Source organism: Aequorivita xiaoshiensis (assembly GCF_022008395.1).
GTDB classification, from domain to species: Bacteria; Bacteroidota; Bacteroidia; order Flavobacteriales; family Flavobacteriaceae; genus Aequorivita; species Aequorivita xiaoshiensis.
The window spans coordinates 18,452-30,666 of the sequence record NZ_JAIRBB010000012.1; the positions used below are offsets into that span (position 1 = coordinate 18,452).

Here is a 12,215-nt window from a genome sequence, read left to right on the forward strand (position 1 = left end):
CTAAATTGAAAGTAGTAATCTAATTTCTATATTGCATTTGTTTCATCATATACATCCATATCCTCCATTCATTCCTGAAACAGCAACTAAGTTGATTGTAGGAACGCTACCACCACCACGTTTCACTACAGGGGAATTAAAAGTAGGGGACGTCGATTTTTGTTACGGAAGTCGTGATGGACAATTATGGCTTATTTTAGACAAAATATTCAATTTAAATTTAAAGTTCGAAAATACCGCTGAAGCTATAGAACAGCGTGAACGATTTCTTATAAATCGAGGAATTGGTATTTGTGATATGGTAGCCTCAGCAAAACGAGTAAAGGTTGATGCTTCAGATATTGGAATGAGCGATGTAGAGTTACGCGATTTGGTAGTGATACTTCAGCAAAATCCAAAGATTAATACCTTGCTCTTTACAGGGGGAAATAGTAAAAATGGGCCAGAATACTTCTTTAGAAGAAAATTAAAAGAGTACAATATTTCACTTAAGGTAATTTCAAACAAAGTACCCCGAATACATTCTTTTCAATTGCCAAATGACGGTAGAGAAATAAAAACAGTTTCTCTCATAGCTCCTTCTGGAGCGGCAAATAGGGCAGTAGGAAGTCTTGCTTCATATAAAAAAATGAAAGCAGAATTTCCCCAAAAAACTACAATAGATTTCCGAGTACAACAGTACAAACCATTCTTCTAGTTTTACTATTTACTTTCCATTATTCAGGTAGTACATTTTATGTAAACTCGTGTTTTGTTTTAGAGCCCTCAAAATATTTTACCCAACTTATTTTAACAGTGGGTTAATACAAAATTCATTTTAGTCGAGATATCGTAAAATTTTCACAGTTGATTCTCCTGATTTTGTAAATATCTGTAAAGGAGATATTTGTGTAATTTTTTTAGAAAAACAGTTTAAAATATTAATAAAATTGCGACTTGTTTAATATTTTAATGACGCATTTCAGAATAATTTGTCATTTAATATAAAATGCTGTACATTTAACGTGATTTTAACTATTAACTTAAATTATGTTTTATGAAAAAAATTACCTTTTTAACCTTAATGGCATTATTTCTTACCTCCTTGGGGTGGCAAGCCAATGCCCAATATTGTGCTGCTGCTGGAAACAGTACCACATATGAAAAAATTACAAATGTTACCTTTGCGGGCATAAATAATTCTACTACCGTTCATCCAGGATATAGCGATTTTACAAGTATGGTTGCAAGTCTTAGTCCTGGAGGAACTGAACAATTATCAATCACTATAGATCCTGATGGTGGTGATTATTTATATGCCTTTATAGATTGGAATCAAAACGGTATTTTGGATGATGCTGGTGAGGCATATAATATTGCGGGTCCTATCGGATCTAGTGGTCCTCATACTTTAAATATAACTGTTCCTGCTTCAGCCTCACTTGGGGATACTCGTATGAGAATTAAGTTGAAATGGGGGGCATCCGATCCTGGACCTTGTGGTACTTTCTCTTTTGGGGAAGTTGAAGATTACACTGTAAATGTTGGAAGCGTAGTTGGTAACCCACCTGTTATTTCTTGTCCTACAGATATAACAGCGTATACTGAGGCTGGCGTATGTACTGCAGCGGTGAATTTCAGTGATGCGATTGCATTCGATACTGAAGATGGTGCTATACCTACAACTCAAACTGCTGGTCCTGCTAGTGGAAGTGACTTCCCTTTAGGAGTAACTGTTGTTGAGTATTCTGCAACCGATAGTGATGGTAATACTGTTACTTGCCAGTTTGAGGTTAATGTAATAGATGACGAAGCTCCTGTGGCGGTTTGTCAAGACATCACAGTAGATCTTGATTCTGTAACTGGAATGGCTTCAATTACAGGTGCAGATATAGATAACGGTTCTACTGATAATTGTGGAATTGCTTCTTATACTCTAGATATTTCAAGTTTCGATTGTTCAATGATTGGAGAAAATACAGTAACCTTAACGGTAACTGATAACTCAGGAAACTCGTCAACTTGCACGGCTACTGTTACGGTACAAGATACTACTGCACCAGAAGTGTTCTGCGTTGGAGGGTTTGGAAACTTTTCAGAGTCTGAAGACTTTGAATCATCTTCTGTACCGGCTGGATGGACAACTAATATAATTCTAGGTTCTCAAGATTGGACCTTTGGTTCAGGTGAAATGCCAACTGGAGGAGACTTCCCAACTAATGCTGCAATTTTTGATGACGACGCAGCGGGAAGTGAAGATAATATTGCAGAGTTAATTTCCCCAGTTTACGATTTAACAGGAGCAACCGCTGCAGATATCTCGTTTGATTATGCTTTACAAGATTTCGCAGGGTTAGGTTTACTACGTGCAGAAGTATGGGACGGTGCGGCTTGGCAAGAAGTTTTCTTAGCTGATAATGCGGATATTGATCCTACAAATACGGGCGCAATAGATGTAACTGCGTATATAAATAATGCCTTCCAAGTTAAATTCACATTCGATGACGAAACAGGATGGAATTGGGGTGCAGGTGTTGACAATTTCTTACTAAACTATCAAGCTGCTTCAGGTGGTGGATTAGACGTATATCTTGATGCTAATGGTGTAGCAAGTATAGACCCTAGTGATCTTGTAACAGGTGTTACAGAAGCCTGTGGATACACAATCACCGCTGGAGGTGTTGGTGGAGGAGCTCAAGGTTCTCTAACAAGTCTATTTGCTTCTGGAAATAATGGAGCTATGGGTGGTGCTGTATATTTCGATATCACAGTGGGACCAAGCGACTTAGATGTAACCGAAATTGATATAAATACCGCAGACCCAGGTGCATTTACTATGGATGTTTATACTCTAGTGGGAACTTATGTTGGCAATGAGACTAATGCCGCTGCATGGGGAACAGCTGTTGCAGTTGGTTCTGGAACTGGTGCAGGGCAAGACGCTCCTTCTAATGCTGTATTAGATAACCCTATCACATTAAGTGCTAACACTACTTACGGTATTGCATTGGTATTAGATGCTACACATGCTCACTATTATACTAATGGTGACGGAAGTAATCAAAACTTCTCTAACGACGATATGTCTATGTCTTTAGGGGCTGCTTCAAATACACCTTTTACAACGCCAATCTTTGCACCAAGAGTATTTAATGGTACTATCCACTATGAAACTTCTGGGGGCTCAGGGCTTGACTTTACTTGCGCAGACCTTGGTGAGAACATGGTAGAAGTTACGGTTACCGACTCAAGCGGAAATACTGCAACTTGTACAGCCGTTGTTAATGTTATCGACAACATTGCACCAGTAATTACTTGTGGTGTTGTACCTGTAACTACAGAATTAGAAGAATTTGAAGGATCAACTATACCTTCTGGATGGACAACTGAGGTTCTTAGTGGAAATGCAGATTGGGCTTTCGGTTCTGGTGATATGCCTACCGGAGGAGATTTCCCTACCAACGCAGCAATTTTTAATGACGACGCAGCGGGTAGTGGTGAAGTAAATTTAGTATCCTTAATTTCACCTGCATATGATATTACAGGTGCTGTTTCGGCTTCTATATCATTTGACTATGCATTACAGGAATTCGCAGGTGATGGTACACTTGCAGTAGACGTATACGATGGTGCAGCTTGGCAACAAGTTTTCTTTGTAGACGTTGATACTGATCCTACAAACTCTGGTAGTATAGATGTTATGCCATACGCCAATGCTAATCTTCAAGTTCGCTTTACCTTTGACGATGAAGGTGCTTGGGGATGGGGTGCTGGAGTTGATAACTTCGAGATTACTTACGAGACTTCTGCAACTGGTAATATGATAGATGTTGCTCTAGGTGCAGATGGAACAGCTACCATCGATCCTTATGCTTTACTTTCAAACATCGATGAAGCTTGTGGAATCGATACTATAGCAACAGATGTAACAACTGTAACTTGTGCAGATATAGGTACCCCAGTATTGGTAACGGTATTTGTGAGTGACGCAAGCGGAAACGTTGCTTCGTGTGTAGCAGAAGTGAATGTTGTTGACTTATTAGGACCAGAAATAACTTGTCCGGCAGATCAAACCGTTGATCCGGGCGTTGGTAACCTATATTATATAGTTCCAGATTACTTTGCAACAGGAGAAGCTACTGCAATGGATAATTGTACAGACCCTGTTACTATTACTTCGCAAGATCCAGCTCCTGGAGCTGCCTTGCCAGATGGAGTACATACAATTACTTTAACTGCAACAGATGAATATGGAAACTCTTCTACTTGTAGCTTCGAACTTACTGTTGAGACTGTGCTTGGTGCAAATGAAAACTCTTTAGACACTGGAGTTACATTGTATCCTAACCCAGCTAGCACAATGGTAAACCTTGTTAATAAAACCAATATAGCTCTTGAGTCGATGACAATTTTCGATGTGAGTGGTAAAATGGTTAGCGAGATAAACTTAAGCGCTATGCATGGGGAGAAAGCAGTTGATATTTCGACTCTTGCTACAGGAGTATATGTTGTTCAAATTGTTGGTGACAACGTAAGTACTGTTAAACGTTTGATTGTAGAATAATTTAAACTATAAAATAACCAATCAAAAAAAGGAGACCCCTTCAGCTTTTGCTGAAGGGGTTTTCAATTTTGTTGCGAAAGGTTATTACGTATCTTTACAGTTATATTTTAAAAAATCAACATAATGAAAAAAGTTATTCCGTTTCTTACCCTAGCGTTGCTAGTGGTAGGTTGTAACAATTCTAAAGAGAAAGAGAGTAAGAGTAAAAGCGAGGATGAGATGAGTACAGAAAATCCATTATTTTCTGAAAGCACCTTGCCTTATGGTGCTCCAGATTTTTCAAAGTTAAATGATGACCACTATAAGCCAGCGTTGCTTAAGGGTATAGAAGAACAAAAAAATGCAGTGCAGGCCATAGCAAATTCTGAAGAGGAACCTACTTTTGAAAATACGGTTCTGGCATTGGAAAAAAGTGGAGAATTGTTAGAAAGAGCTTCACAAGTGTTTTATGCGCTAACAGGTTCGCATACTAACGAAACCTTACAAGCTATTCAAGAAGAAATGGCTCCAAAATTTGCAGCGCAAAACGATATGATTTATCTAAACGATAAATTATTTCAACGTTTTAAAACTTTATACGATAAAAGAGAGTCATTAAATTTAGATGCTGAGTCGTTAAAGCTTTTAGAAGTATACTATGAGAATTTTGAAATAGCAGGAGCAAATCTTTCTTCGGAAGATAAGGAGAAACTAAAGCAGTATAACGAAAAAATAGCAACACTTACTAATAAGTTTGGTAAAGTGCTTTTAGATGCTAACAATGCAGGTGCAGTTATTTTTACGAATAAAGAAGAGTTGGCTGGATTAGATGAAGATTATCTTAAGTCGATTGAAAATGAGGATGGAAAAGGTTGGACAGTAGCTTTATTAAATACTACCCAACAACCACTATTGTCGTCTTTGGAAAATAGAGCGACACGTGAAAAATTATTTAAGGCTGCATTCCACAGAGCAGATCAAGGAGCAAATAACACTAGCGATATAATTAAAGAATTAGTTGAGGTTCGCGCTCAAAAGGCAAAACTTTTAGGATTTAACAACTATGCTGAATGGAGTCTTCAGAAAACAATGGCAAAAAGTCCAGCAACAATTAATAAGTTTTTTGAGGGGTTAATAGCTGCTGCAACTGCAAAAGCTCAAGTTGAGTCTGATGAAATTCAAAAAATGATTAAATCTAAAGGTGGAGACTTCACTTTAGAACCTTGGGATTGGAATTATTATGCTGAAATGGTGCGTAAAGAAAAATACGACCTAGACGAGAATCAGATTAAGCCTTATTTCGAAATGTATAATGTTTTGGAAAACGGTGTTTTCTATGCTGCAAACAAACTTTATGGCATTACTCATAAAGAAAGAACCGACATTCCTGTGTATCACGAGGATGTAAAGGTTTATGAATTATTCGAAGAAAATGGTGACCAACTAGGACTGTTTTATGTAGATTATTTTGCTCGCCCTAGCAAAAGAGGAGGAGCTTGGATGTCTAATTTTGTAACACAATCTAAGCTATACAACAAAAAGCCAGTAATTTATAATGTATGTAATTATCCAAAACCAGCTGGAAATGAACCTGCACTATTAACTTACGATGAGGTAGAGACTATGTTCCACGAATTCGGTCACGCGCTTCACGGGTTTTTTGCAGCCCAACAATACCCTTCACTTTCAGGAACAGCAGTTGCTCGCGATTTTGTTGAGTTTCCATCACAGTTCAATGAAAACTGGGCCTTATATCCAGAAATTTTGAAAAACTATGCAGTGCATTATAAAACAGGAGAAAAGATTCCACAGGAACTAATAGATAAAATTAAAAATTCTGGCACTTTTAATCAGGGCTATAGTCTTACAGAAAACTTAGCAGCTTCTAATTTAGATATGCAGTGGCATACTATTACAGCTGATAAAAAGATAGAAGATGTTGCTAAATTTGAAAAAGACGCTTTAAATAGAACTAAATTGGATGTAGTTCACGCTGTGCCTCCTAGATACCGTTCAACGTATTTTGCACACGTTTTTGCTGGAGGTTACGCTGCAGGTTACTATTCGTATTCTTGGACCGAAATGCTGCACCACGATGCTTACAATTGGTTTGAAGAGAATGGAGGGATGACACGTGAAAACGGGCAGCGTTTTAGAGATATGGTATTGTCTAGAGGAAATACTATGGAGCTTGAATCAATGTACAAAGCTTGGAGAGGAAGTGATCCAAAAATAGAGCCGATGCTAAAAGCTAGAGGTTTGAAGTAAAAAGCTTATATATTGACGTATTCCAATACTTCTACAAATAAGCATTAACTGCAAATCGCTTGTAAGTGGAATAGAATTTAAAAAGCCCCCAACTTTCGTTGGGGGCTTTTAATTGAAATAATATTTGTAGTAATTATCTGAGGCTTATTACTTTCTTTTCTTAGATTTCTTATTTCCTTTTTTAGGGTGAACAAGTTTCATTTCATCAATAAGATTTGTTGCGCCCGCATACTTATCTACAATAAATAATACGTAGCGAATATCAACCATAATGTTTCTTGAAAGAGAAGGGTCGTAATAGTAATCACTCATTGTACCCTCCCAAACGCGGTCGAAGTTTAGGCCGATTAGGTTTCCGTGTGCGTCGATAGCAGGGCTACCGCTATTTCCACCTGTAGTGTGGTTGGTACCGATAAAGTTTACAGGCATTTTTCCATTTTCGGCATATTGGCCGTAATCTTTAGCTTCGTATAAATCTATTAATTTTTGAGGTACATCAAACTCATAATCTCCTGGAATGTATTTTTGCATAACACCTTCAAGATGTGTTACTGGCTCGTAATAAACGGCATCAGCAGGAGAGTAACCTGCTACTTTTCCGTAAGTAACACGTAGTGTCCCATTTGCGTTAGGAAAAATTCGATCTTCTTTTGGGCTTAGTTCAATCAACGCTTTCATATAGTCACGTTGTAATCCAGTAATATTTAGCTGAATTTCTTCATATTTAGGAGCGATTTTTTCGAAATATGCTTCTGCCATATCCTTCACAACTTTAAAACCTGGGTCGTTGTTAAGATTTGAAATTACAGTTTCAGCGTCACCTTCTAATAGTTTCTTCAATGAGTCGTAATCTACAAAAGCAGACTTACTGTAAACCTCTTCAGTTAGTGCTTTTGAATCAATGTTATTAAATGAAGCAGGTAAAAACTCCTGTGGAACTTTATCAGCATAGATAGCAATTAAAGCTTCAAAAACTTCCTTGTCAACTTTTGCACTGTAGTCTTTATAATGGCCAGACATTCTCTCTACCATATTATCTCTTCTATCTTCAAAAGACTGAGCCCCTCTAGCATCATATACTTGTGTGAGCTGATAAGCTTGAAATCCAGTGCGAAGTAATTCAACATTCCTTAAAACTGTTTCAAAGAAATACTCACGAGCTAAAATGTAAGGTTCAATTTCAGCGTAATATTTTTCAAATTGTGGTAGCAAATTTCCGTATTCATTTTGCTTTCCTTTTTTGTTTATTTGGTTAGTAAGCGCTTTTTCTTGTTGCTGTTTAATACCAACGGCATTACTTTTTGTTAATCCAAGTGTTTCCCCTTGCCACTTTTTCCAATAGTTTGCGATACGTGCAAACTTTGATGCGTATTGAATTTTAATTTGTGGGTCGGCACGCATATATTTATCCTGTACAGCTAAGGCAGCATCGCGAATTGCAATACGAGCAGGGTTTATCGTATTTATAATTTGCTCAATAGCTACTGAAGGTAAATATTCGTCGGTTGTTCCTGGGAATCCAAACACCATAGTAAAATCATTTTCGGCTACTCCGTCTAATGAAATTGGAAGGAAGTGCTTTGGAGTATAAGGTACATTGTCTTCCGAATATTCTGCTGGACGATTGTTTTTGTCTGCATAAATTCTGAAAAGTGCAAAATCACCTGTATGGCGTGGCCAAATCCAGTTGTCGGTATCGCTACCAAATTTTCCAATAGATGAAGGTGGAGTTCCTACTAGGCGAACGTCCTTAAAAGTTTCAACCACAAATAGCATGTATTGGTTTCCTTCAAAGAATGTACGTACTCGGTTTTCTTGCCAAGCTTCTTTCGGGAAGCTTTGTGAAACTTGAGCGATGTTTTCTTCTATTTTTTTCTGCTTATCGGCTTCAGGCATTAATTCTGTAACACCATTCATCACCTGAGTGGTAACATCTTCAATTTTAATGATAAAAGTTGCTGTTACTCCTGGGTTTGGCAATTCTTCTTTCAAGTTCATTGCCCAGAAACCTTTTTCTAAATAATCGTTTTCTAATGTTGAATGACTTTGAATTTGTGAATAACCACAATGATGGTTAGTTAGTAAAAGTCCTTGGTTACTAATAACTTCTGAAGTACAACCGCCATTAAAATGTGGTACCGCATCTTTTAAGCTAGCGTTATTAACATCATAAATATCTTGGGCAGACATTTTCATCCCTAGATTTTCCATTTCAGATTCATTCATTCCTTCTAAGAGCGAAGGAATCCACATACCACCTTGCTGCGCAAAGAGAGGGACGGATAAAAAGATAAAAAGTACACGTAATAATTTCATAGAATAATTTTTAAAGAATAATTGTCTGCAAGATAAGAATACCACGACAATTTTGAAGATTTTTGAGCACTATAACTTGTTTTGCCTTCATTTTGGCTCCTTATTTCATTGATAACCATTAGTATATATAAGTCGTTTTACAATTTTGAAAATCTCTTGTTTTGTAAAAATTCACAATGAAATTTTAATTAGTTTTGCGCCACATTTGGTTTGTTGCTGAAAAACTTCAGTACAATTAAAAGGGAATCAGGAAAAGTGAATTTTTGCACTTAATAAAAGCCTGAGCTGTTCCCGCAACTGTAAGCTGAGTCCCAAGATTGGGATGTCTGTAATTAAAACTTCAAAATCCACTGTTGGTGAACCAATGGGAAGGAAAATTACAGAACGCGAGCCAGGAGACCTGCCAAATAACAACTAACTTAAAACAATGGCTTTCGGGTAAAAAGCTACAGGTTTATGAAAAATTACTGCTGTAAATTAATTATTTGTATTACTATCCATTTTCTGAGATTCGCTCAGAGAAAAGGCATAACTGCATTTAAATATTTTCAAAATAAACACTTAGGTATTATCAAATTAATCAACCTAGATGTATTTAAAAACTCCTGTTTGGATTTCTGTAAATCAAAGCAAATCAGAAGTGATTTAAACTTGATCTGTAATTCAATTGCGTGATCATAGGCAGACTAAATCTCAAATAAATTCAATTCTAAATAAATTTTATAAAAAAGTGAACATGAAAAATTATTACAACAACTTACTTACAACTGTCGCAACTTTATTATTCAGTATTAGTGGTTTCTCTCAAAACTATGAGCATGGAATATTTATCTTAAACGAAGGTATGATAGGTACTGAAACAGCTTCAGTTTCATTTTTAAATTCAAATGGTGCATTAGAAAATAATGTTTTTTCAAATCAAAACATGGGTATGGCATTAGGTGATACTGGTCAAGGAATGGGGTTTACAGAGGATTTTGCTTATGTCGTTTTAAATTATAGTAATGAGGTGAAAGTGATGAATAGAACAACTTTTGAATTGGTTGCTAGCATCACAGACCAAATGGCTTATCCTCGATATATTGCTTTTTCCGGTGACAAAGGATATGTCACAAATTGGGGTGATCCAGGAGATGTTTCAGACGATTATGTTGCTGTTATAGATTTAACTACAAATGAGGTGGTTGCAACTATTCCAGTTTCTGAAGGGCCAGAAGAAATAGTTGAGAAAAATGGTGTTCTATTTGTTGCGCATCAAGGAGGCTATGGTTTTGGGAATTCTATTTCAATTATTGATGCTATTACCAACGAGGTTACTGAGGTAGCTGTGGGCGATGTGCCTTCAGCCTTACGCGTTGACGATGACTTCCTTTATGTTCTTTGCACCGGAAATCCTAGTTATTCAGGAAATGAAACATCTGGGAAGATTGTAAAAATTAGTTTAAATGACTATCAGAACACTGAAGAATTCACATTTACAGGTTTAGATCATCCAGAGTTTTTGGGCCTCGATTCTACTAATCTTTACTATGTATTAAATAGGAATATTTATAAAATGGCTTTAACAGATACTGAAATTCCAGCTCAACCATTTATTATTACGTCATCAAACAACGTTCTAATTCCTTATGGTTTTAATAAAATAAACGATAAGCTATATTTAACCGATGCTGTAAATTATGTGAATGATGGGAAAGTATTTGTTTATAATGAAGATGGAAGTTTTGAAACAGAATACACAGTAGGCCAACTACCAAATGGAGTATATAAATATGAAGCCCAAACAGCATCCGTGTCAGATTTTGTAGCGAATAGCATCGCGATCTACCCTAATCCTGCAACAGATGGTTTCAACCTCAATATTGATGGAATGGCAAAATTTTCAATTTACGATACATCAGGAAGAATGGTAAAAGCTGGAGTTTATAGCAATGAAGCAGTAAAAGTAAACGACCTAAAAGCTGGAGTTTACCTAGTGCAAATAACTTATGAAGGAACTATTTTAACAGAGAAGTTAATTGTAAAATGAGGGTAATTTTTATCTTATTTCTGATGACTACTTGTTGGCTACAGTCGCAAAGTTATGCGCCTGCAGCCGGCCAGGTTGGGTCAACAGCAATTGCAGCCGATAGCGGATTATTTGTTTCTTGGGCGACAGGTGTAAGTATTGAAAGGGGATATGTAGATATTTCGAATCCGGATTATCAGGCTAACGGTAGTAACTTTACAACTTATGGTGAGCCCGATAATGCAATAGGTCCTGCTACGAACAGTGCGGTAAGCTTAGGAGATGGGGGGCAGGCTATTTTAACATTTGATAAACCTATAAAAGATGGCCCTGGTTTTGATTTTGCCGTTTTTGAAAATAGCTTTAGTGATTTTTATTTAGAATTAGCTTTTGTTGAAGTAAGCTCCAACGGAATTGATTTTTTTAGATTTCCTTCTCATAGCCAAACTCAAACAGAGATTCAAGTGGAAGGATTTGATGAATTAGATCCGACTTATATAAATAACTTAGCCGGGAAATATCGAGCGATGTTCGGAACGCCATTCGACCTTTCAGAATTACAAGATGATCCATTACTTGATAAAGGTACCATTACTCATATTAAAATAATAGATGTTGTAGGCAGTTTAGATATCAATTATGCAAGTTATGATAGTCATGGAAATATTATAAACGATCCTTTTACAACTCCATTTCATTCAGGTGGATTTGATTTGGATGCTGTAGGAGTAATACATGAACAAGTTTTGGGGATAGATGAAATTGACAAAGTTTTGATTCAGTTATATCCTAACCCTGTTACTACTCAACTTTTTATCAGACAATCAACTTCTTCTCAGGCTGAAGTTTACGATTTGGGCGGACGATTAGTGTATTCTAAAAATTTGCATAAAGAAGATTTTCTCGATGTGTCAAACTTACAAGATGGGTTGTATGTATTGGTGTTGTTATCTAGTGATAAAATTAGTCAGTATCGATTTTTGAAGCGATAATTTTCAAGTTTAGAATAAAAGTGGAGCTAATTTTCTTGTCAATTTAAACGTTCAGATCTTAAATAGATGAGATTTCAATTTAAAACCGAGGTTCTTGCATCTGAATCAA

The 12,215-nt window shown here is 36.6% G+C and carries 6 protein-coding genes and 1 riboswitch; of the genes, 5 read left to right on the plus strand and 1 reads right to left on the minus strand.

The window, feature by feature from the left end:
• Nucleotides 1-37: 37 nt before the first annotated feature.
• The 3 genes from K8344_RS11820 (at nt 38) to K8344_RS11830 (ending at nt 6,790) form a co-directional block, all read left to right on the plus strand.
• Nucleotides 38-697, plus strand: a complete 660-nt coding sequence (locus tag K8344_RS11820) for a uracil-DNA glycosylase family protein (protein ID WP_237608893.1) — start codon at nt 38-40, stop codon at nt 695-697.
• Nucleotides 698-1,036: 339 nt separating this feature from the next.
• Entirely contained in the window at nt 1,037-4,543 is a 3,507-nt protein-coding gene (locus K8344_RS11825) for an HYR domain-containing protein (RefSeq protein WP_237608894.1), read from the plus strand.
• Nucleotides 4,544-4,666: 123 nt separating this feature from the next.
• On the plus strand, nt 4,667-6,790 hold the full coding sequence (locus K8344_RS11830; protein WP_237608895.1) for a M3 family metallopeptidase: 2,124 nt from the start codon (nt 4,667-4,669) through the stop codon (nt 6,788-6,790).
• Nucleotides 6,791-6,937: 147 nt separating this feature from the next.
• On the opposite strand, the gene K8344_RS11835 is transcribed toward K8344_RS11830, so the two are convergent.
• Nucleotides 6,938-9,106, minus strand: a complete 2,169-nt coding sequence (locus tag K8344_RS11835) for a S46 family peptidase (RefSeq protein WP_237608896.1) — start codon at nt 9,104-9,106, stop codon at nt 6,938-6,940.
• A 189-nt stretch (nt 9,107-9,295) separates the two neighbouring features.
• A riboswitch (cobalamin riboswitch) is annotated at nt 9,296-9,528 on the plus strand.
• A gap of 314 nt (nt 9,529-9,842) precedes the next feature.
• Here K8344_RS11835 and K8344_RS11840 point away from each other — a divergent pair.
• Both K8344_RS11840 and K8344_RS11845 read left to right on the plus strand, forming a co-directional pair.
• The gene (locus tag K8344_RS11840) at nt 9,843-11,135 is read left to right on the plus strand and encodes a DUF5074 domain-containing protein (protein ID WP_237608897.1); all 1,293 of its coding nucleotides are present in this window, start codon (nt 9,843-9,845) and stop codon (nt 11,133-11,135) included.
• A gap of 23 nt (nt 11,136-11,158) precedes the next feature.
• Nucleotides 11,159-12,106 (plus strand): T9SS type A sorting domain-containing protein, encoded by a 948-nt coding sequence (locus K8344_RS11845; protein ID WP_237608898.1) that lies wholly within the window; start codon nt 11,159-11,161, stop codon nt 12,104-12,106.
• The last annotated feature ends 109 nt before the right edge of the window (nt 12,107-12,215 follow it).